The following is a 20,695-nucleotide window of genomic DNA, read 5'->3' as shown; positions in this document are numbered from 1 at the left end:
TTCGGGCTTTTTGCCCTCTGGAGGCTCTCAAATGGCGATTTCGCTGCCGCTCGTGCTGGTTCCCGGCCTTCTCTGCAGCGCCCGGCTGTATGCCCCGCAGATCGAGGCCCTGTGGCCGAACGGCCCGGTGACCGTCGCCGATCACCGCCGCGACGACACGATGGAAGCGATCGCGCGGCGCATTCTCGACAACGCGCCGCCGCGCTTCGCGCTCGCCGGCCTGTCGATGGGCGGCTACATCGCCTTCGCCATGATGCGGCTGGCGCCTGAGCGCATCGCGAAGCTGGCGCTGCTCGACACGTCGGCGCGGCCCGACACCGAGGAGGGCAAGGCCGGCCGCGAAAAATTTATCAAGATGGCTCAGGACGGCAAGCTGATGGACATCGTCGAGACGCTGACGCCCAAGTTCCTGCACCGGAACCATGCCGGCGACGAGCGGTTGAAAGGCATCGTCAAGGCGATGGCGCGCGACACCGGCGTCGAGGCTTTCGTCAATCAGGAGCGTGCGATCATGGGACGGCCGGATTCGCGCCCGCTGCTGGCCTCGATCCAATGCCCGACGCTCGTGCTGGTCGGCGATGGCGATGAACTGACGACGCCGGATCTCGCGCGCGAAATGGCCGCCGGCATTTCAGGTTCGAAGCTGGTGATCGTGCCGGAATGCGGACATCTCTCCACCATCGAGAAGCCGGAGGCCGTCAATGGCGCGCTTGTTGAATTTCTCCGCGCCTGAAGCGGGGCAGTCCGGCGATACGGCCGGCGTCATCGCGCCACCGCCCTTACTGGCCCTCATCGCCATCGTACTGGGCTTGGCTCTCGACTGGCTGCTGCCGGCCTATCTGCTCAGCGTGCTGCTGTCGTGGGGCACGCGCTTCCTGCTCGGCCTCGAGTTGATGGCGGCGGGCATCGCGCTGGTGATGGTCGCCGAACGCCAGTTCCGCCGCGCCAGCACCGAGGTCAAGCCGTGGAAGCCCTCCACGGCGGTGGTGAGCACCGGCATCTTCGGCTATGTGCGCAATCCGATGTATGTCGGCGGCACCGCCTTTGTGCTCGGTCTCGCCATCCTGCTGGCATCGGACTGGATGGTGGTGATGACGGTCGTTCTGGCGCTGGTCCTGCATTTTGGCGTCGTCCTGCGCGAGGAGCGCTATCTCACCGCCAAGTTCGGCGAGCCCTATGTGCGGTACCTGCGAACGGTGCCGCGCTATGGCCTGCCGTTGTGACGCGCGGAGCACGCCGCACAAAAAAGCTGCGACTTTGATCTGGCGCAGATTGTAGCGGCATAGCGCATTGCTATTCTGCTCAACTCGGTTGGGGCCTGAGCGGAGTCGAAGCCTTTCATGAAACGGTTCGCGGTGTTGTCGCTGATCGCGGCGCTGTCTCTCATGTCCGCCGCCGTCCTGACAGCGCGTGCCGCGACCGATCCGGCGCCCGAGCCGGGGACACTCGCGACGCCGCAATTCACCGCCGAGCCCGTGTTCCGCGACTTCAATCTGCTGGGGACCTGGGCGGTGGCCTGCGACAGACCGGCGTCGCCGATGAACCCGCATGTCGGCGTCACCGCGCCGGGCGGCGGGCTGATCGTCGAGAGCCACGATGTCGGGCCGGACTTCGCGCCCAATCTCTATCACGTCGTTGCCGCGGCGCGCGCCGGCAAGGACTTGATTGAGGCGCGGGCGCTGTTCCGCCCCGGCACCGAGGGCGAGGAGACGCAGACCTTGGTGCTGCGTATTGCGAAGGACAAGAAGGGCGTCGATACGCGGCGCACCATGTTCAACCGCGGTGAGGACGGCGTGCGGGTGAAGAGCGGCGTGGCGGTGCGCAGCGGGGCGAGGACGGCGGTGTTGAGGAGGTGTGGGTAGGTAACGCAATCTCAACACGCTGAGGTAGAAACTCTACTTCCCGCGGTGCTGATCCAGAAGTTCGCCAATCTTTTTCCACCAAGGAAGCACGTCGGCTAAGTCGAATGGAAACGGCTTCGGGGCGCCGAAACGATCAGTCGCGCCTGTATTCCGGTGTACTTCATTTAACATCCAGCCTTTATATTTAGGCTCACTTGAAGCCTTCAATGACTCTCGTAATGAAATCTCGTCCGAGGTAGTCAGGATAGATTCAAGGTCGGAAATCGGGCAAATTATTATGTGCTTGCGGTCCTGTTGTTCGATATTTCCGTCGGCATCGGCTAGTGCATTGGCTTCGGTAAGAACTTTGTTCTGCAATTCCTCTGCGATCTGCATATACGCGTCCAATGTAAAAATCATCGCGGCGCAATCGTTTGAAAGCTTCTCCTCCACGACACCACAACGAATGTGTGCAAAGAAACGCCATAGCTGAAAAACGCCTTTGGCGATCTGAGAATACTGTTTCCTCGCAGCCTCAAATGGGTCTTCTGCGAACTGTGCTAAATACGTCAATCTTGTCGCTTTGCATTCCGCGACGATTGCAAGTTTATCGCCGTCCTTGATTAGAATGTCAGGCGTGTCAAATTGCGCTCCTTTGGCACCGTATCGGTAAGCGCGTTTGACGCCGAACTGCCTCATCAATTTTTCAAAAAGTTCGGCGCAGTATTGTTCGAAACGGGAGTTAGCGTCATTGATAACAGCTTGTCCTCCGGCGAGAAGGTCGAAGTATAATCCTGCAGTGACACGAAGAAGTATCGCTTCTGGAATCGGCGCCACTAATTTGTTAGCGTCATCGACATATATAAGAGGTGATTTTCGAAGTATGCTTGGCAAGAGCGCTGTTGGTATCGGAGAGCCGTGATCATTCTGCGCATGGGCAACGAGCTTCGCCGTTTCGGCTCTGGCTTGGTTTCGAGAGCACGACAACATTGGAAATGCGCGTTGTACGATTTCTTCGGTGAGGCCCATCTCCGGAACAGATGTTTGTCGCTGGATCCACGGATTGTTGAGGTATGCAGTGAATAAGCTAAATCCGGTGAACATAAGATCGGAAACTTCAAGTCCATACGTTTGTCTGAAGTATTCCGCGCACTTTCCTTGTGCATAAAGATAGGCGTACCTATAGAATTGTGGTGTGTTGAAATACCCGCGCTGCCAATGAAATTGCCGCTGCGCAATCCTGTTCATTTCGGCCCAAATGGTGAATTCACCACTCAGGTAACGGGCCGCCTCGACATTCTCGAGAGAACGCAGGCGGTTTATCGTTTGACGGATGGCTTCAAATTTCGAACAGTCGAGAGTTAAATTGCCTGTTTCCCGAGGAAGTTCTTTCGGTACTAAAAACAACTGCACGAGCAGCGTTTCCAGTTCCCATCGATGGATTCCGAAATTAGATCTAAGAGATGACTCCGCTACGGCTTCAGGAGGGTATGCCAAAAGATATCGCTTGGCGTGACGCTCCCGACCCGATTGGAGGGCGTCGGTGGCCCAAATCATCTGAAGGAATGCGGCGTCGTTGGCCCGGGAAAATAATTTCAAGAGTTGATTTTGGTGATATGCAACTTTTGCTGCGCTGGCTCTTGGCTCCCTAAGATCGTTTGCCATTTTGCCAGCGCCGCCAGACTAAACGTCCAACAACTCCTCGCTCGCAAACTCCGCCTTCTCCTGAATGAACTCGAAGCGCGCTTCGGCCTTGTTGCCCATCAGGCGCTCGACGGATTTCTCAGTGGCCTTCTCGTCCTCATGCGCCAGCGTCACCTTGAGCAGGGTGCGCTTGTTCGGGTCCATGGTCGTCTCTTTGAGCTGCGCCGCCATCATCTCGCCAAGGCCCTTGAAGCGCGAGACCTCGACCTTGGCATTGGCGTTGAACTCGGTCTTGAGCAGGTGATCCTTGTGCGCATCGTTGCGCGCATAGGCGATCTTGCCGCCGTGTTGCAGGCGGAAGAGGGGCGGCACGGCGAGATAAAGCCGCCCGAGATCGATCAGCTTCGGCATCTGCCGGTAGAAGAACGTGATCAAGAGCGAAGCAATATGCGCGCCGTCGACGTCGGCGTCGGTCATGATGATGATCTTCTCGTAGCGAAGATCGTTCTCGCTGAAATGCGAGCCGGTGCCGCAGCCGAGCGCCTGAATGAGATCAGCGAGCTGCTGGTTCTGCGCCAGCTTGTCCTTGCCGGCGGAGGCGACGTTGAGGATTTTGCCGCGTAGCGGCAGCACCGCCTGCGTCCTGCGATCGCGCGCCTGCTTGGCCGAGCCGCCGGCCGAGTCGCCTTCGACGATGAACAGTTCGGAGCCTTGCTCGGCGGTGTTGGAGCAGTCGGCGAGCTTGCCGGGCAGGCGCAATTTGCGCACCGCGGTCTTGCGCGCGATGTCCTTTTCGGCGCGGCGGCGCAGGCGGTCCTCGGCGCGCTCGATGACGAAATCGAGCAGCTTGTTGGCCTGCAGCGGATTGCCCGACAGCCAGTGATCGAACGGATCCTTGATCGCGCTTTCGACGATCTTCTGCGCGGCGGCGGTGGCGAGGCGGTCCTTGGTCTGGCCCTGGAATTCCGGCTCGCGGACATAGACCGACAGCATCGAGCCCGAGCCAACCATGATGTCTTCGCTGGTCACGGGCGCGACGCGCTTTTCCTGGCCGATGCGCGCGGCGTGATCCTTCAGGCCGCGGAGCAGGGCAGAGCGCAGGCCGGATTCATGCGTGCCGCCATCCGGCGTCGGGATCGTGTTGCAGTAGGAATTGGTGAAGCCGTCGGCGTCCGCAGTCCAGGCGACCGCCCACTCGACCGCGCCATGTTTGCCGGCCTTGCCCGACGAGCCGGAGAAGATGTCGGGGTGCACGAAGGTCGCGCCTTCGAGATTGGTGCGCAGATAATCGGCGAGGCCGTTCTCGAAGTGGAACGTGGCCTTCTCCGGAATGTCGGTGCCTTCGACCAGCGAAGGATCGCAGGACCAGCGGATTTCGACGCCGCCATAGAGATAGGCTTTCGAGCGCGCCATCTTGAAGACGCGCGCCGGATCGAACGCCGCCTTCTTGCCGAAGATTTCCGGGTCGGGCTTGAAGCGCACGCGGGTGCCGCGTTTGTTAGGTGCGCGGCCGACTTTCTCGAGCTTGCCCTTCGGCTTGCCGCGCTCGAACGCCATGCGGTACTGGGTCTGCTCGCGCCAGACATCGACTTCCAGCCGCTCCGACAGCGCGTTGGTCACCGACACGCCGACGCCGTGCAGGCCGCCGGAGGTCTCATAGACCTTGGAATCGAATTTGCCGCCGGCGTGCAACGTGCACATGATGACTTCGAGCGCCGACTTGTTCTTGAACTTGGGGTGGTTGTCGATCGGCATGCCGCGGCCGTTATCAGTCACGGACAAGAAGCCGTCGGCATCGAGTTCGACCTCGATCCAGTCGGCGTGGCCGGCCAGCGCCTCGTCCATTGCGTTGTCGATGACTTCGGCGAACAGGTGGTGCAGCGCCTTCTCGTCGGTGCCGCCGATATACATGCCGGGACGGCGGCGGACGGGTTCCAGACCCTCGAGAACCTCGATGTCCTTGGCGCTGTAGCCGCCATCGCCGCCGCTCGCTTTCGACGCCTTGCGCGCGGCTTCCTTCGGCGCGGGACGGGCGGCGGCCTGGCGGGCGGGGGCGGCGAACAGGTCGTTCTGCTTGCCGGTCTTCTTGTTCGTTGCGGATTTGGCCATAATTACAAGACGTTCGTTGTCGGACTTCGCAGGTCGGATGAGGAAAGACAGGCCGGACAGATGGGTGTTCGGCGAATCATTTGCCAGCGACTATGCCACGGCGGGGCTTCCATGACCTCTCTTGAGGCCGAAACCAAGGCGGCGCCCGGAGGCGGGAACCTTGTGCCGCACTGGCGGGTTCCCGGGGCTCGCGCTAGATGAACGTTTGAATGGACTTCCAAAGCATCATTGATGGGATCGTCGCCTTCGCGCGCGAAAACGCGGCATGGGCGCCGGTGCTCATGTTCGTGCTCGCTTTCGGCGAGTCGCTGGCCTTCGTCTCGCTGCTGCTGCCGGCGTGGGGGGCGCTGGTGGCGCTCGGCGCGCTAATCGGCACCAGTGGCATCAGCTTCTGGCCGGTGTGGATCGCCGCGGCGCTCGGCGCGGGCTTCGGCGACTGGCTGTCCTACTGGATCGGGCAGAAGCTCGAATATCGGGTGCAGCACATCTGGCCGCTGTCGCGCCATCCGGACCTCATCCCGCGCGGCGAAGCCTTCATGCGAAAGTGGGGCGTGCCCGGCATTTTCATTGGACGCTTCTTTGGGCCGCTGCGCGCCTCCGTCCCGTTGATCGCCGGGATTTTCGAAATGCCGTTCTGGACGTTTCAGCTCGCGAATTTCGCTTCGGCTTTCGTGTGGGCCGCGGTGCTGCTGACGCTCGGCGACGGCATTTCCCGCGTGCTGTCGCTATGGCCGTGGTAACGAGGCCGTGAACGGGGTGCGGCTTATCGCGCTGGAATAGCCGTTACGCGGTGGTGTTAGCTTGTGCGCGCCAGGCGCCCCTGACGGCGCCCCACAAGAGCTTTCCAACGGGAGATCAGGATGTTCGAGCTTTCGCGCCGCAATCTCATGACCGGCACGGCCGCCGCCGCCGCCGCGCTCACCACAGCCCCGCTCATCCCCATTGCGGCGAAGGCTCAGACCGCCGGCGGCGCCGTGTCGCCGCTGACCGGCGTTTTCGCCTACAAGCTGGGTGACGCCGAGATCATCCAGGTGTTCGACGGCGCGCGCACCTTCCCGATCCCGGAGAACTTCATCGTCAACGTGTCGAAGGAAGATACGGCCAAGGCCTATGCCGGGCAGTTCATGCCGGCCGGGCAGGTGACCATCACCTTCTCGCCGCTGATCGTGAAGGCCGGTGGCAAGACCATCGCCATCGACACCGGCAACGGTCTGGCCGCCAACGGAGCGACCAAGGGCGCGGTCGGCAATGCCCGGCACAGCATGGCCGCCGCCGGCATCGATCCGAAGTCCGTGGACATCGTGCTTATATCCCATTTCCACGGCGACCACATCAACGGCCTCAAGAATGCCGACGGCACGCCGGCTTTCCCGAATGCGCAGATCATGGTGCCGTCGGTCGAGCAGGCGTTCTGGACCGACGAGTCCAATGCCAGCAAGGCCAACGGCCCGAACAAGGGCAACTTCGCCAATGTGAAGAAGGTGTTTGAAGGCCTCAAGATGACGCCATTCGAGGCCGGCAAGGAAGTCGCGCCGGGCATCACCGCGATGGCGACGCCGGGGCACACACCGGGGCATGTGTCGTTTGTCATCGCCTCGGGCAACAAGTCCGTGGTGGTGCAGGGCGACGTCACCAATCATCCGGGCGTGTTCATGCAGAATCCCGGCTGGCATCTGATGTTCGACAATGAAGCCCAGGTCGCCGAGGCAACGCGCAAGAAGTTCTACGACATGGCCTCCGCGGACAAACTGCCGATCATCGGCTATCACTTCCCGTTCCCGTCGGCGGGTTATGTCGAGAAATCGGGCAGCGGCTATCGCCTGGTGCAGGCGCACGTCCTGAGCTGACGGATTTTGCGATTTCGGTGCGAAAGGCCGTCCGGAAGGGCGGCCTTTTTGCATTCCGGCTCCATTCGGGCCGGGATTGACCGGTTCTCGCCCGCGCCCTATATGGCGCCCATGACGACGATTTGCACCCGGAATATACGTCCACGCCGCCGTATCGGCACGGCGCGGGGACTTTTGCGCGCGTAAGACGTCCCTGTGCCGCTGGATTTTGACCGCGGCCTTTTCAGTCTCCCGACCGCCGTCACCCCAGCATCCATCACGCTCCCGTCAAGGGGAGGACTACTGTGCTTGCCGCTCAAGCGGCGCTTGAATTCAAGGACCTAACGTTATGGCGACAAAGGCAAAGATCGGCGTTCTCGGCGCCTCCGGCTATACGGGCTCCGAACTGGTGCGGATGCTGTTGCGCCACCCGCGTGCTGAACTCGTTTTGCTCACGGCTGAACGCAGCGCCGGCAAGCCGATGCGCGAGGTTTTTCCGCAGTTCTCGCCCTATGAGCTGCCGACCCTCGTCGCCATCGAAGGCCTCGACTGGAAGGCCTTGGCGCTCGACGTCGTGTTCTGCGCGCTGCCGCACGCCACGACGCAGAAGGTGCTCAAGGATCTGCTCGCCGCCGCGCCGGAGACCAAGGTGGTCGATCTGTCGGCTGACTTCCGGCTGTCGGATGTAGGCTCGTACGCCAAGTGGTATGGCCACGAGCATCATGCGCCGGAACTGCAGAAGGAAGCGGTTTACGGGCTGGTCGAAATTCACCGGCGTGACATCAGGAAGGCGCGGCTCATCGCCAATCCGGGCTGCTACACCTCCGGTGCGCAACTGCCGCTGACGCCGCTGATCCGCAACAAGGCGATCGACCTCGACGAGATCGTCATCGACGCAAAGTCCGGCATGACCGGCGCCGGCCGTTCAGCCAAGGAGGCGATGCTGTTCTCGGAAGTGTCCGAGGGCTTCAACGCCTATGGCGTCGGCAAGCACCGGCATATGGCCGAACTCGACCAGGAGTTCTCGCTGGCGGCCGGCCGGCCGGTGACGGTGACTTTCACGCCGCATCTCTTGCCGCAGAACCGGGGTATCCTCTCGACCATCTATGTGCGGGGGCGGCGCGGCCGCACCGCGCAGGATCTTCATGAGATACTTTCAAAGTTCTACGCGAAGGAACCCTTCGTGCATGTTCTGCCGTTTGGCGAAACGCCGCACACCCGGCATGTGCGCGGGTCCAACATGACCATGATCGGCGTCGCCGCCGACCGTATCGAGGGCCGGGCGATCATCATCTCGGCGCTCGACAATCTGGTGAAGGGTGCCTCCGGTCAGGCGATCCAGAACATGAACCTGATCATGGGCTTCCCCGAGACCATGGGCATCGATCAGGTCGCGCTGTTTCCCTGAAGCGGCGCATGGAATAGGGTCGGGCGTCCTTGCCGGGAGGCCCGACCATGTTCGAGGTCGCGAACCAGCCGCCGCCGCTGGAGCCGTATAATCTCTTCGCCAGCGACACCGTGCTGCGCGAATGCGTGATGCGCGAGAAGGCCGACTGGGCCGAAGCAGGCCTGCAGGCGCTCGGCGCCACTTTGGGCAAGCCGGAGACGATCAAGCTCGGCTTCGATGCCAACAAGTTCCCGCCGCAACTCAAAACGCTCGACCGCTACGGCCACCGGCTTGATGAGGTCGAGTTCCATCCGGCCTGGCATGAGTTGATGGCCATCGCGCTGCGGGCTGGGCTGCATTCGAGCCCGTGGGCCAGGTCGCAGGCCGGTGCACACGTGGCGCGCGCCGCCGGCACCTACATGCTCAACCAGATCGAGAGCGGCGTCTATTGCCCGATTGCCATGACTTACGGCTCGGTACCGACATTGCAGCACGCGCCCGATATCGCCGCGGCATGGCTGCCGAAAGTGTATGGCCGCGATTACGACAAACGCTTCATTCCCGTGAAAGAAAAGAGCGCGGCGCTGCTCGGCATGGGCATGACCGAGAACCAGGGCGGCTCGGACCTGCGCACCAACACGACGCGCGCCGAAGCGACGGGCGACGGTTCGTTCCGGCTCTTCGGCCACAAGTGGTTCATGTCGGCGCCGATGTGCGACGGCTTTCTGGTGCTGGCGCAATCCGACAAGGGCCTGAGCTGTTTTCTGATGCCGCGCTTTACGCCCGATGGCGAGCGCAATGCCATTCGTATCCTCCGCCTCAAGGACAAGCTCGGCAACAAATCGAATGCATCGAGCGAGGTCGAGTTCGAGGGCGCTTATGCGCAGCTTATCGGCGAAAAAGGCCGCGGCATTCCGACCATCATCGAGATGGGCAACCATACGCGGTTGGAATGTTCGATCGGCTCGTCGTCGCTGATGCGGGCCGCCGTGGTGCAGGCGATCCATCACGCCCGGCACCGCACCGTGTTCCAGAAGAAGCTTGTCGATCAGCCGCTGATGACCAATGTGCTGGCCGATCTGGCGCTGGAATGCGAAGCCGCGACGGTTCTGACCTTCCGGCTGGCGCGCGCCTATGACGAGGAGGGCGAGGTCGCCACCGTGTTCCGCCGCGTTATCACGCCGGCGGCGAAGTTCTGGATCTGCAAGCGCACGCCGTTCGTTACGCTCGAAGCCATGGAGGTGCTGGGCGGGTCGGGCTACATCGAGGAGAGCGTGCTGCCGCGGCTCTATCGCGAGGCGCCGGTCAATTCGATCTGGGAAGGCTCGGGTAATGTGATGTGCCTCGACGTGCTGCGCGCGCTTGGCCGCACCGCGCATGCGGGCGAGATTCTGCGCGCTGAACTCGATGTCTCGGGTGAACCGCGGTTGAAGGCCTTTGCTGCGTCGCTCGAAAAGCAGCTAACCGGTGCCGAGCGCAATGACGAAAGCCAGGCCCGTGCGCTGGTGCGCGATCTGGTGCTGGCCTTGCAGGCCGCACTCCTGATCAAGCACGCGCCGGCTTTTGTCGCCGATGCGTTCTGCGCGTCGCGCCTTGGCGCTGAGAACGGCGGCGCTTTCGGTACGCTGCCGCGCGGTGTCAATACGCGGGCGATCGTCGAGCGCGCGGGGCCGGTGCATTAAGCGACTACATCTTCCCGAAAATCGCCAGCACCAGCACCACCTGCGCGCCGAAGCCGACGGCGAAGGCGAGCGTGCGCAAGACCGGCACGCCAAGCGCATAGACAATCGCATGGGCGAGGCGCGCCCAGAAATAGACGGCGCAGGCGATCACGGTGCCGCGCGTCGAATAGCCGATATTGTCCAGGATGAGCACCAGCGGTGCGAACACGACGAGATTGTCGACTGCGTTGGTGTGGGCGAAGTACAGTCGCTGCGCCCACGGGGTTTGCGGCTTGTCGTCGCGTGAGGGGTTGGCCATGCAACCCCAAAGGCCACGCACGATCGCGCGATCGATAATGTAGGGAATCCAGAGAACGCCGGTCAGGATGACCGTGAAGGTAAGCCACATCAGTTCGCGCGACATCGTTGCCTCCGTGTCCGACGCCGGCACCGGCCGGCGGCGCGGAGACTAGCCGATCCGCCTGACGGCGGCCATTCACGCACGGTGGATAATCATCCGACAATGGAACGGGCGATCACATACAGCCCGACGGCGATTACGATGCCGGAGAAGACGCGGGTCAGCGCATTCTTGTGGCTCGACAGATGTCGCGCGAGGCGCGTGCCGGCGAGGCCGCCGACAGCGCCGCCGGCAATGAACATGAGCGCCAGCGGCCAATCGACGAGGCCCGACCACGCATAGCTCGCCGCGGTGGTGAGTCCGAAGGCGGTGACCGAGACCAGCGAGGAACCAATGGCATTGATCAGCGGCATCGCCGTGGCGGCGATCAAACCCGGCACGATGACGAAGCCGCCGCCGATGCCGAAGAAGCCGGACAGAGCGCCGACGACGAGGCCGCCGCCGATCAGCCAGGGCAGCAGCGTCGTGAGGCTTTCGGCGTCGAGCTTCACATCGGGATTGCCGCCGCCGCGGCGGGGCCGCAGCATCAGGACGCCGATGACCACCATCAGTCCGCCGAACAGCGCCAGCAGCCGCGCGCCGTCGACCATCTTGCCGAGTTGAGCGCCGAGCGCGGCGCCGACGACGCCCGACACTGCGAACACCAGTGCGCAGGGCCACTTCACGGTCTGCGCCCGGGCGTGACCGGCGAGATTGATCGCCGCGCTCGCCGCCACCGCGATGGCACTGGTGCCGATGGCAACGTGCGGCGACGGCACGCCGACGACATAGACGAGCAGCGGCACGGCTAGCACCGAACCACCGCCGCCGATCAGGCCGAGCGTGAAGCCGACCAGGCTTCCCGATGCGATGGCGAGCAGGTCGTGCAGCACGGCGGCTCTCTTTCGTTCGCGGTTTCCCGCGCTAGCCTCGGAACAGGCTGGACAGGCGTTGCAGGAAACCACCCTGGGCGGTGTTGTCGCCGGGCGCGCGCGCCGGACGGGCGGACGTCGCAAAGCCGGCGCGCTTCCAGGCTTCTATGCCGCCGCCCATCACATAGGCTTCGCAGTCCTTGGCAGAGGCGGCGAGCATCCCGGCGTTCATGGCGGTGCGGCCTCCGGATTTGCAGTGAAAGATCAGCACGGTGTCGCCGGCGCGCAGCACAGTTTCCGGACCGATCAGCGACAGCGCGTGGTGACGCGCGCCGGGGATGTTCTCGGCGGCATATTCGCCGCTTTCGCGGATGTCGATCAAGGTCGCGCCATTCTTGACGAGTTCGGCGGCGCGTTCGGGCGTTATGGTCTTCATTGGGTTCCTCGGTTGGTTCCGGCGCGTCAGGAGCAGTAGATGTCCTTGAGCACCTTCAAAAGTCGGCCGGCATCCTCATCGGCGATGCGGTAGTAGATCGTCTGGGCGTCGCGCCGGGTGGCGAGAAGGCCGTCCTGCCGCATCTTGGCGAGATGTTGCGACAGCGCCGATTGGCTCAGATCGATGGCGTCGCAGAGAGTTCCCACCGATGCTTCGCCCGCGACCGCGAGCCGGCACAGGATGAGCAGGCGGTTTTCGTTGGCGAGCAGCTTGAGCAGCGAAGCGGCATCGGCTGCCTTGCGTTCGAGCTGGGCCATGCTTTTATCGGTGGCGAGGGCCTTGCCGGCCGCCGTGCGGGTGGACATTTCGGGCTCCGTGAGCGTGTGATGTTGCTAAATTAGGTATGGCTAATATATACGTCAAGCCGCGCCGCGATGTTTTCGTGCGCGAAATCGTTCAGGAGCTGCCGATGTCCGCAACCGCCAATTCCGGGAAGAAGCCGCAAATCAGGGCCTTCTTCGATGAGCCGACCAATACGGTGAGCTATCTGGTGTGGGACGGCGAAACCAAAGACGGCGCGGTCATCGATCCCGTGCTCGACTACGATTTCCGCACTGGCGAGTGCTCGACGTCGTCGGCCGATGAAATCCTCGCCGAAGCGCAGAAGCTCGGCGTCAAGATCGGGCAGGTGCTGGAAACGCATGCCCATGCCGATCATCTGTCGGGCGCGCCCTACATCAAGCTCAAGACCGGCGCCACGGTGGCGATCGGCGAGCATATCCGCGACGTGCAGCGCATCTTCCGGCCGGTGTTCAATGCGGTCGATGTGTCCGGCGACGGTTCGGAGTTCGATCGCCTGTTCAAGGACGGCGATACCTTCCGGATCGGCGGCCTCGAGGGCGAGGTGATGCATACGCCCGGACACACCCCGGCCTGCGTGTCGTACCGGATCGGCGATGCCGTGTTCGTCGGCGACACCATGTTCATGCCGGATTACGGCACCGCGCGCGCCGATTTCCCCGGCGGCGACGCGCGCGCTCTCTACCGCTCGATCAAGCGCGTCCTGTCACTGCCGGACGAGACGCGGCTGTTCATGTGCCACGACTACAAGGCGCCCGGCCGTGATAGTTATGCTTGGGAGACGACCGTCGGCGAGGAGAAGGCGCGCAACGTTCATGTCCACGATGGCGTCAGCGAGGACGAGTTTGTCAGAATGCGCGAGGCGCGCGACGCCACGCTCGCCGCACCGTTGCTGCTGTTGCCGTCAATTCAGGTGAACATCCGCGCCGGCAAGTTTCCGCCGGCTGAGGTCGACGGCGTGCATTACCTGAAGGTGCCGATCAAGCTGGCATCGTGAGGCGGGGCTACCTGGTGGCGTCCTGACGTGCGAGCTTGCCGCGCCATTTCAGCATCGCCTTGTCGGCGGTGACGAGCGTGGCACCGTGCGCCATGGCCGTTGCGACGATGAAGCGGTCGGCCGGATCGCCGTGCAGATTTTCGAGCTTCACCGCTTCGATGGCGATATCGCCCGTTATGGGAAGTTCCGTGATTCCGCTGCCGATCATTCTGGATCGGAGGTTGGCGACTGACTGATGGAATATCAGACGTTTCTTGGAGACAAGCAAAGCCAGTTCCCAGAAACTGATCGAACTTATCGCAACGCCGCTCGACAGGAGCGATTGCACGATTAGCTGTTGGCTCGCGCGGCCGAGAGACGGGTCATTGTTCGCCATCCAGAATGCCGCGTGAGTATCGAGCAGGATCACTTCATCGCATCCCATTCGACGTCGATGGGAGACATGATGTCGCCTTTGACCTCGACAAGGCCTTTCCAGATGCCGAACGGGCTGGGGCGTTCTGTCGCCTTGGCCGGTACGACTTCGGCCACCGGTTTGCCGTTCTTGGTGATCACGACGGTTTCGCCGGTCTTGGCAACTTCGTCCATCACCGCCAGGCATTTCGCCTTAAATTCCGATGCCTTCATGATTTTCGTCACGGCCGCCTCCGATCGATATGACCATGGTCATGACCATGGTCATATTTAGGCTTTCGTCGGCCGGCTGGCAAGGGATCGAGGGCGGCGTGAAGCGTCGCGGAGGAGCCCGGATGCCCTCAATCCCGCACCTTTACATAGGAACCAGGCGCGTCCTCGATCGGCTCGAACTGGCCGCCGCCGATGGCGCGCGCTGGCACCTTTTCGTCGCTGAGCCGCGCGATCCAGTCGAGCCAGTCCGGCCACCATGAGCCCGGATGCTCGGTCGCCGTTTCCATCCACTTGTCGACATCGTCGCCCTTGGGCGCGTCGCCCAGCCAGTACTGGTATTTGATTTTCGGGCCGGGCGGATTGATGACGCCGGCGATGTGGCCGGAGCCTGCCAGCACATAACGCACCGGGCCGCCGAAGAACTGCGAGCCGTACAGCACGGATTTCGCCGGCGCGATGTGATCCTCGCGCGTGGCGAGATTGTAGATCGGCACCGTCACGTCGCTCAGCTTCAGATGTGTGCCGGCGATTTCCATCTCGCCCTTGGTGAGGCGGTTGTTCTGGTAGCAGTTGCGTAGATAGAAGGAATGGTTGGCCGCCGGCATGCGCGTTGCGTCCGAATTCCAATACAGGAGGTCGAACGGGTAGGGCTTCTTGCCCTTGAGGTAGTTGTTGACGACGTAAGGCCAGACGAGGTCGTTCGAGCGCAGCATGTTGAACGTGTTCGCCATGCGCGAGGCTTCGAGATAGCCCATTTCCTTCATCTGCAGTTCGAGCTGCTGGATGCGGTCCTCGTCGGCGAAGATCTTGAGGTCGCCGGCGAAGGTGAAATCGACCTGTGCTGCGAACATGGTGGCCGAGACGACGCGTTCCTGCTTCTGGGCGGCAAGCCAGGCCAGGGTCACGGCGAGCAGCGTGCCGCCGACGCAGTAGCCGATGGTGTGGACCTTGCTCTCGCCGGTGATCTTCTCGATCACGTCCATGGCCTCGAGCGGGCCTTCCTTCATGTACTGCTCGAAACCCTTCTGTGCGAGATGGGCATCCGGATTGACCCAGGAGATCACGAACACGGTGAAGCCGCGTTCGACGCACCACTTGATGAAGGATTTTTCCGGCGTCAGGTCGAGGATGTAAAACTTGTTGATCCATGGCGGCACGATCAGCAGCGGGACCTTGAACACCTCATCCGTCGTCGCTTCGTACTGGATGAGCTGCATCAGCTCGTTCTGATAGATCACCTTGCCCGGCGTGAGCGCGAGATTGCGCCCGACCGCGAAATTGCTCGGGTCGGTCTGGCGGATGCGGAGGTTGCCGCGGCCGGCAGCGATGTCCTCGCTCAGCATCTCGAGGCCGTTGGCGAGGTTCTCGGCGTTGGAGGTCAGCGTCTCGCGCATGAGCTCCGGATTGGTCAGGAGGAAATTCGACGGCGCGATCGCGTTGGCGAATTGCTTGATGTAGAACTCAGCCTTGCGCCGCGTATGTTCGTCGATGCCCTCGGCGTCGCTCACCAGCCTCTCGCTCCATTGCACCGTGAGCAAATAGAGCTGCTTGAGGAAATCGTAGAACTGGTTCTGCGACCATTCCGGATCGGCGAAGCGCTTATCCTTCGGATCGGGGGCGACCACCGGCTTGAACTCGTCGCCGGAGAGACGGTGCATCGCGCTCGCCCACAGGTCGAGATAGGAGCGCCCGATATTCTGCTGAAGCTGGAGCGTGCGCTCGGGCTCGGCCAGCCAGTATTCGAATATCTTGGCGACCGTCTTGACGATATCGGCGATGTCGGCGGCGAAGGCGTCTTCGATTTTGCCTTCCTCGCGCGGTTTCATATAGGCGGCGAGCGCCTTGCCGCCTTGCTCGATGGCGCGGGCGAGGTTACGCGAGAATGCCTCGACATCGACCGAGCCGAAAACGACCTGATCGGCAGTGATCTTGCCGTCACCCGCGGACTTGCCTGCCTTCGGCTTGCCGGCGCCGCCCGGCTTGGCGGTCGCGCCCGGCTTGAGCGCAACAACATTGCCGGCCTCGTTTTCGGAGGGCGCCTGAGTGCCGGAACTGGACGTTTCCATCGTCATTCTTTGTTCGAGCCGCGTTTGGCCGAGTCACGTTGATGACGTCACTTGGACCAGGTGCACGAGGCATCGCAAGGCGCGTTATTAGGCAGTTCGTGCCGTTCCGGAATTCGGCGCGGCACGTTTCACACCTTGCTGCCGCCATATTAGCCGGTTAACAGCCTTATGCTATAATTCATTGAGTCTGCGTCGCTTTTTTGGCAATCGCCTTTCTGCAATGCAGCGACGGGCCGAGGTCTGGATGAGGTCTATTGAGAGAGGATGGCGGCCATCATCGTTGCTGCTGGCCATTGCGGTACCGCTGATGACCCAACTGGCGTTGTCAGGCTGCGCCGCGGGCGGCATGGGCGATCAGTTGCCGCACTCCATGGGCGGGCTGCCGCAGGCGGCGCCGGCCCGGCCGGACAAGCCCTATTCCTATCCCGGCGTTTATGACACCCCGGCCGCCCGGAGTACCAAGCCGCTCGACGATGCCGAACAACTGAGGCTCCAGCAGGACCTCCAGAATTTGCGCGACCAGCAGGAAAAGACCGCGGCGGACCCTGACGCTCCCGCCACGCCGCCGCAGACGCAAAAGCCGGCAAAAAAGGACGCGAAGGCCCCGAAATCGGGGCAGGCCACTGGCGCAAAAACGAACCCGTGATAAAAGCCAGCCGGGGTTTCCAAGGCCAGCCGGAGAGGGCGGCTTAAGGCTCCAGCCAAGGTCCGAGAACGATGGAAGAATTTTACCGCATCCGCCGCCTGCCGCCCTACGTGTTCGAAGAGGTGAACCGCGCCAAGGCCAAGGCCAGGAACGCCGGCGCCGACATCATCGACCTCGGCATGGGCAATCCGGACCTGCCGGCGCCGCAGCACGTTCTCGACAAGCTCAAGGAAACGCTCGGCAAGCCGCGCACCGACCGCTATTCGGCCTCGCGCGGTATTCCGGGCCTGCGCCGCGCCCAGGCCGCCTATTACGAGCGCCGCTTCGGGGTGAAGCTCAATCCCGACGCCCAGGTCGTCGCCACGCTTGGCTCCAAGGAAGGCTTCGCCAACATGGCGCAGGCCATCACCGCGCCCGGCGATGTCATCATCGTGCCCGATCCGAGCTATCCGATTCACGCTTTCGGCTTCCTGATGGCCGGCGGCGTCATCCGCTCGGTCTCATCCGATCCGACGCCGGATTTCTTCAATCAGGTCGAGCGCGCCATTCGGCATTCGATCCCGAAGCCGATCGCCATTGTCGTCTGCTATCCGTCGAACCCGACTGCCTTCGTCGCCAGCCTCGATTTCTACAAAGACCTCGTCGCCTTCGCGAAGAAGCACGAGATCTTCATCCTGTCCGATCTGGCTTACGCCGAGGTCTTCTTCGACAACAACCCGCCGCCGTCCGTGCTGCAGGTGCCCGGCGCGATCGATGTTGCCGTCGAGTTCACCTCGATGTCCAAGACGTTCTCGATGGCCGGCTGGCGCATGGGCTTTGCCGTCGGCAACGACCGGCTGATCGCGGCGCTTGGCCGCGTGAAGTCCTATCTCGACTATGGCGCCTTCACCCCGATCCAGGTTGCGGCCGCGGCAGCGCTCAATGGGCCGGACGATTGCGTGCGCGAAATGCGCTCGATCTACACCAAGCGCCGCGACGTGATGGTCGAAAGCTTCTCGCGCGCCGGCTGGGACGTGCCGCCGCCAACCGCCTCGATGTTCGCATGGTCGCCGATTCCGGAGCCGTTCCGCGATATGGGTTCGGTCGAATTCGCCAAGCTGCTGGTCGAGAAGGCTGAGGTCGCCGTGTCGCCCGGCACCGGCTTTGGCGAGCGCGGCGAAGGCTTTGTGCGTATCGCGCTCGTGGAGAACGAGCAGCGCATCCGCCAGGCCGCTCGCAACATCAAGAAATTCCTTGAGACGGCGCCGACGCAGCTTCACAACGTCGTTCCGCTGGCCAACCGGCGCTAAGTCCATGGTCGAACCGTTGAGAGTAGGGGTCGCCGGCCTCGGCACGGTGGGTGCCGCATTGATTGCCCAGATCGGCAAGGAACGCGAAGCCATCGCCGCGCGCTGCGGCCGCCGCATCGAGGTGGTTGCCGTCTCGGCGCGCTCGCGCAACAAGAACCGCGGCGTCGATCTCAAGAAGATGAAGTGGTTCTCCGACCCGGTCGAGTTGGCCGGATACGACGGCATCGACGTCTTTGTCGAGCTCATGGGCGGCTCGGGCGATCCGGCCAAGACCGCGGTCGAATACGCGCTCGCTTCGGGCAAGTCGGTGGTGACCGCCAACAAGGCGCTGCTCGCCAAGCACGGTTTCAAGATGGCGCAACTCGCCGAGAAGGCGGGCGTCGCACTCAATTACGAAGCCGCCGTCGGCGCCGCCATTCCGGTGATCAAGACGTTGCGCGAGGGGCTCGCCGGCAACGCCATCAATCGCATTTACGGCATCCTCAACGGCACCTGTAACTACATCCTGACGCGGATGGAGCAGGAGGGCCTGTCCTACGCCGACTGCCTGGCCGATGCGCAGCGCCTCGGCTATGCCGAGGCCGATCCGACTTTCGATGTTGAAGGCTTTGACACGGCGCAGAAGCTGGCGCTGCTGGCGAGCCTGGCTTTCGGCACCAAGGTTGACGAGAGCGCGATCTATGTCGAAGGCATCTCCTCGATCGCGCCGGCCGATCTCGCCGCCGCCGATGAGCTTGGCTATCGCATCAAGCTGCTCGGCGTCGCCGTGCGTACGGGCAAAGGCATCGAGCAGCGCGTGCACCCGACCATGGTGCGCAAGGACTCCTCGATCGCCCAGGTGATGGGCGTCACCAACGCCGTCACCATCGACGCCGACGGCATCAACCCGATTACTTTGGTTGGCCCAGGCGCCGGCGGTGCGGCGACCGCGTCGGCCGTGCTGTCCGACATCGCCGACATCGCGCGCGGCGCCAAATCCGCGCCATTCGGCCGGCCGACGGGTAAGCTCGCACCGGTGAAAAAAGCGCCGATGCAGCGCCATGAGGGCGGCTACTACATCCGCCTCGAGGCGCGCGACAAGCCCGGCACCGCGGCGACCATCGCCAAGCGCCTCGCCGAGCAGGACATCTCGCTGGAGTCCATCGTGCAGCGGCATCCGAAGGGCGAAATGGCCAAGTCGAAAAATGGTTCGGTGCCGGTTATTCTCATTACCTACGCGACCAGCGAAGATGCGGTGCGCAAGGCGCTGGCCGCGGTGGGGCGCGACAAGGTGATATCCGGACGGCCGCAGGTCATCCGCATCGAAAAGAACTAGCGCATGATCCCGAAAAGCGAGAACCGGTTTTCGGACAAGATCATGCGCGCGAGCGAATTGTAGTTTTGTAGAGACGAGAGGGGACGTCCCATGGCTGCTTCGATTACGGTTCAGCCCGAATTGCTGCTGGAGCGCATTCTGACGCTGGAGATCGTGCGTGTGACCGAACGCGCGGCGGTGTCGGCGGCGCGCCTGCGCGGACGCGGGCTGGACAAGGCTTCCGACCAGGCGGCGGTGGACGCCATGCGGCGCGAACTCAACAAGCTGCCGATCGACGGCACCGTGGTCATCGGCGAGGGCGAGATCGACGAGGCGCCGATGCTGTTCATCGGCGAGAAGGTCGGCAACAAGAACGGGCCCAAGGTCGACATCGCGGTCGATCCGCTGGAAGGCACCGTACTGTGCGCCAAGAACATGCCGGGCTCCATCGCCACCATCGCCATGGCGGACGGCGGCACGCTGCTGCACGCGCCCGACTGCTACATGGACAAGATCGCCATCGGTCCCGGCTATCCCAAGGGAACGGTCGATCTCGATGCGCCGGTTGAAGAGAACATCATCAGTCTCGCCAAGGCCAAGGGCGTGAAGCCCTCCGAGATCACCGCGATCCTGCTCGACCGCCCGCGCCATGCCGACGCCATCGCCGCGATCCGCAAGCTGGGTGCTGCGGTGTCGCTGATCTCGGACGGCGACGTCGCTGGCGTCATCCATTGCGCCGAGCCGAAGACCGGCATCGATATCTATCTCGGCATCGGCGGCGCGCCGGAGGGCGTGTTGTCGGCGGCGGCGCTACGCTGCATCGGTGGTCAGATGCAGACACGCCTCGTGATCGATACCGAGGCCCTGCAGGAGCGCATCCGCAAGATGGGCATCAATGACGCCAAGAAGAAATACGAGATCGAGGACATGGTGAAGGGCGACTGCCTGTTCGCCGCCACCGGCGTCACCACCGGCGCGATGCTCAGGGGCGTCGCCTTCGGCAAGGACGTGATCGAGACCGAGACCGTGGTCATGCGCTCGACCACCGGCACCGTCCGCCGCGTCATCGCCGAGCATCGCCAGCTTGAGAAGTTTCATCTGGATTGAGCTTGCTGTCGTCCTCGCGAAGGCGGGGACCCAGCACTTTCTTCGAGAAAGAGCTGGATTCCCGCTTTCGCGGGAATGACCGAGTTTTGAGGCTGTACACAGCCCGTCGAGGGCACCCGTGTGATACCCGGGC

Annotated in this window: 21 protein-coding genes; 12 read left to right on the top strand and 9 right to left on the bottom strand. The window is 62.9% G+C overall.

Annotated elements, in window-relative coordinates:
- Positions 1 to 31 precede the first annotated feature (31 nt).
- The 3 genes from E8Q40_RS13265 (at position 32) to E8Q40_RS13255 (ending at position 1,862) form a co-directional block, all read left to right on the top strand.
- Positions 32 to 733, top strand: coding sequence for an alpha/beta fold hydrolase (locus tag E8Q40_RS13265; protein WP_137045002.1), 702 nt, complete (start codon positions 32 to 34; stop codon positions 731 to 733).
- Entirely contained in the window at positions 702 to 1,223 is a 522-nt protein-coding gene (locus E8Q40_RS13260; RefSeq protein ID WP_137045001.1) for an isoprenylcysteine carboxylmethyltransferase family protein, read from the top strand. Before E8Q40_RS13265 ends, E8Q40_RS13260 begins: the two co-directional genes overlap by 32 nt.
- Before the next feature lie 117 nt (positions 1,224 to 1,340).
- Entirely contained in the window at positions 1,341 to 1,862 is a 522-nt protein-coding gene (locus E8Q40_RS13255) for a hypothetical protein (protein WP_137045000.1), read from the top strand.
- A gap of 33 nt (positions 1,863 to 1,895) precedes the next feature.
- Here E8Q40_RS13255 and E8Q40_RS13250 read toward each other — a convergent pair whose 3' ends face one another.
- The gene (locus E8Q40_RS13250) at positions 1,896 to 3,506 is read right to left on the bottom strand and encodes a hypothetical protein (RefSeq protein ID WP_137044999.1); all 1,611 of its coding nucleotides are present in this window, start codon (positions 3,504 to 3,506) and stop codon (positions 1,896 to 1,898) included.
- Between the two features lie 18 nt (positions 3,507 to 3,524).
- A complete protein-coding gene (gene parE / locus E8Q40_RS13245; protein WP_137044998.1) occupies positions 3,525 to 5,594 on the bottom strand; it encodes a DNA topoisomerase IV subunit B in 2,070 nt (689 codons plus the stop codon).
- Positions 5,595 to 5,803: 209 nt separating this feature from the next.
- Between parE and E8Q40_RS13240 the strand changes: the two genes are divergently transcribed.
- The 4 genes from E8Q40_RS13240 to E8Q40_RS13225 all read left to right on the top strand — a co-directional run bounded on the left by E8Q40_RS13240 (position 5,804) and on the right by E8Q40_RS13225 (position 10,489).
- The gene (locus E8Q40_RS13240) at positions 5,804 to 6,334 is read left to right on the top strand and encodes a DedA family protein (RefSeq protein ID WP_137044997.1); all 531 of its coding nucleotides are present in this window, start codon (positions 5,804 to 5,806) and stop codon (positions 6,332 to 6,334) included.
- 120 nt (positions 6,335 to 6,454) lie between these two features.
- Positions 6,455 to 7,441, top strand: coding sequence for an MBL fold metallo-hydrolase (locus E8Q40_RS13235; RefSeq protein ID WP_137044996.1), 987 nt, complete (start codon positions 6,455 to 6,457; stop codon positions 7,439 to 7,441).
- A gap of 328 nt (positions 7,442 to 7,769) precedes the next feature.
- Positions 7,770 to 8,828, top strand: coding sequence for an N-acetyl-gamma-glutamyl-phosphate reductase (gene argC / locus E8Q40_RS13230; RefSeq protein WP_137044995.1), 1,059 nt, complete (start codon positions 7,770 to 7,772; stop codon positions 8,826 to 8,828).
- Positions 8,829 to 8,875: 47 nt separating this feature from the next.
- On the top strand, positions 8,876 to 10,489 hold the full coding sequence (locus E8Q40_RS13225) for an isovaleryl-CoA dehydrogenase (protein ID WP_137044994.1): 1,614 nt from the start codon (positions 8,876 to 8,878) through the stop codon (positions 10,487 to 10,489).
- A gap of 4 nt (positions 10,490 to 10,493) precedes the next feature.
- Here E8Q40_RS13225 and E8Q40_RS13220 read toward each other — a convergent pair whose 3' ends face one another.
- The 4 genes from E8Q40_RS13220 to E8Q40_RS13205 all read right to left on the bottom strand — a co-directional run bounded on the left by E8Q40_RS13220 (position 10,494) and on the right by E8Q40_RS13205 (position 12,541).
- Entirely contained in the window at positions 10,494 to 10,892 is a 399-nt protein-coding gene (locus E8Q40_RS13220) for an MAPEG family protein (protein WP_137044993.1), read from the bottom strand.
- 89 nt (positions 10,893 to 10,981) lie between these two features.
- Complete coding sequence (locus E8Q40_RS13215; RefSeq protein WP_246662832.1) at positions 10,982 to 11,761, bottom strand: sulfite exporter TauE/SafE family protein; 780 nt, start codon at positions 11,759 to 11,761, stop codon at positions 10,982 to 10,984.
- Positions 11,762 to 11,792: 31 nt separating this feature from the next.
- A complete protein-coding gene (locus tag E8Q40_RS13210; RefSeq protein WP_137044992.1) occupies positions 11,793 to 12,176 on the bottom strand; it encodes a rhodanese-like domain-containing protein in 384 nt (127 codons plus the stop codon).
- Positions 12,177 to 12,202: 26 nt separating this feature from the next.
- On the bottom strand, positions 12,203 to 12,541 hold the full coding sequence (locus E8Q40_RS13205; RefSeq protein WP_137044991.1) for a helix-turn-helix transcriptional regulator: 339 nt from the start codon (positions 12,539 to 12,541) through the stop codon (positions 12,203 to 12,205).
- A 104-nt stretch (positions 12,542 to 12,645) separates the two neighbouring features.
- Between E8Q40_RS13205 and E8Q40_RS13200 the strand changes: the two genes are divergently transcribed.
- Positions 12,646 to 13,533 (top strand): MBL fold metallo-hydrolase, encoded by an 888-nt coding sequence (locus tag E8Q40_RS13200; RefSeq protein WP_137046711.1) that lies wholly within the window; start codon positions 12,646 to 12,648, stop codon positions 13,531 to 13,533.
- A 7-nt stretch (positions 13,534 to 13,540) separates the two neighbouring features.
- On the opposite strand, the gene E8Q40_RS13195 is transcribed toward E8Q40_RS13200, so the two are convergent.
- The 3 genes from E8Q40_RS13195 to E8Q40_RS13185 form a co-directional block, all read right to left on the bottom strand.
- Entirely contained in the window at positions 13,541 to 13,942 is a 402-nt protein-coding gene (locus E8Q40_RS13195) for a type II toxin-antitoxin system VapC family toxin (RefSeq protein WP_168197832.1), read from the bottom strand.
- Positions 13,939 to 14,172, bottom strand: a complete 234-nt coding sequence (locus E8Q40_RS13190) for a type II toxin-antitoxin system Phd/YefM family antitoxin (RefSeq protein ID WP_205995513.1) — start codon at positions 14,170 to 14,172, stop codon at positions 13,939 to 13,941. Before E8Q40_RS13190 ends, E8Q40_RS13195 begins: the two co-directional genes overlap by 4 nt.
- Before the next feature lie 116 nt (positions 14,173 to 14,288).
- Positions 14,289 to 16,226 (bottom strand): alpha/beta hydrolase, encoded by a 1,938-nt coding sequence (locus E8Q40_RS13185; RefSeq protein WP_137044989.1) that lies wholly within the window; start codon positions 16,224 to 16,226, stop codon positions 14,289 to 14,291.
- A 280-nt stretch (positions 16,227 to 16,506) separates the two neighbouring features.
- Here E8Q40_RS13185 and E8Q40_RS13180 point away from each other — a divergent pair, with 280 nt between their 5' ends.
- The 4 genes from E8Q40_RS13180 to glpX all read left to right on the top strand — a co-directional run bounded on the left by E8Q40_RS13180 (position 16,507) and on the right by glpX (position 20,562).
- Positions 16,507 to 16,872 (top strand): hypothetical protein, encoded by a 366-nt coding sequence (locus E8Q40_RS13180; protein WP_137044988.1) that lies wholly within the window; start codon positions 16,507 to 16,509, stop codon positions 16,870 to 16,872.
- Between the two features lie 71 nt (positions 16,873 to 16,943).
- Positions 16,944 to 18,161: an LL-diaminopimelate aminotransferase gene (locus E8Q40_RS13175; protein ID WP_137044987.1), complete on the top strand. Its 1,218-nt coding sequence runs from the start codon at positions 16,944 to 16,946 to the stop codon at positions 18,159 to 18,161.
- A 4-nt stretch (positions 18,162 to 18,165) separates the two neighbouring features.
- A complete protein-coding gene (locus E8Q40_RS13170; protein WP_137044986.1) occupies positions 18,166 to 19,476 on the top strand; it encodes a homoserine dehydrogenase in 1,311 nt (436 codons plus the stop codon).
- A 90-nt stretch (positions 19,477 to 19,566) separates the two neighbouring features.
- A complete protein-coding gene (glpX, locus tag E8Q40_RS13165; protein WP_137044985.1) occupies positions 19,567 to 20,562 on the top strand; it encodes a class II fructose-bisphosphatase in 996 nt (331 codons plus the stop codon).
- Positions 20,563 to 20,695 lie beyond the last annotated feature (133 nt).

Source organism: Pseudolabrys sp. FHR47 (genome assembly GCF_005153485.1).
In the GTDB taxonomy this organism is placed as follows: domain Bacteria; phylum Pseudomonadota; class Alphaproteobacteria; order Rhizobiales; family Xanthobacteraceae; genus Pseudolabrys.
Note: the sequence above shows the minus strand (reverse complement) of the source record. Positions and strands in the feature narration are given on the sequence as shown.